Annotated in this window: 1 protein-coding gene; it reads right to left on the bottom strand. The window is 79.2% G+C overall.

Annotated elements, in window-relative coordinates; translation table 11 throughout:
• Positions 1–322: polarized growth protein Scy-related protein (locus KN815_RS49795; protein WP_216348266.1), on the bottom strand; the 322-nt coding region annotated here is incomplete at both ends.

Genomic DNA, 322 nt, shown 5'->3' with positions numbered 1-322 from the left:
CTCGCCCTGCGCCTCGCCGCGCATCCGCTCCGCGGCGTGCTCCGCGGCCGTACGCAGCGCCGTGATGTCCTGCTCGGCCTGCTCGTGCAGCCCCGCGACCGAGTCCCGCACCTGCTGCGCGGTCTGCTCGGCGGCGGCCACCAGATCGGCCGAGCGCCGCTCGGCCTCCTCGACCAGCCGCTGCGCCTCGGTCTGCGCCTCGGAGACCCGGTTCCGGGCGGCGGCCAGCAGCTCCTCGCTCTGCTCCCGCGCCGCCGTCCGCTCGGCCTGCGCCTCCTCGCGGGCGTCGGCGAGCAGCTCCTCGGCCTCGCGGCGGCGGCGG

Origin of the sequence: Streptomyces niphimycinicus (assembly GCF_018883605.1) — a bacterium.
In the GTDB taxonomy this organism is placed as follows: domain Bacteria; phylum Actinomycetota; class Actinomycetes; order Streptomycetales; family Streptomycetaceae; genus Streptomyces; species Streptomyces niphimycinicus.
Note: the sequence above shows the minus strand (reverse complement) of the source record. Positions and strands in the feature narration are given on the sequence as shown.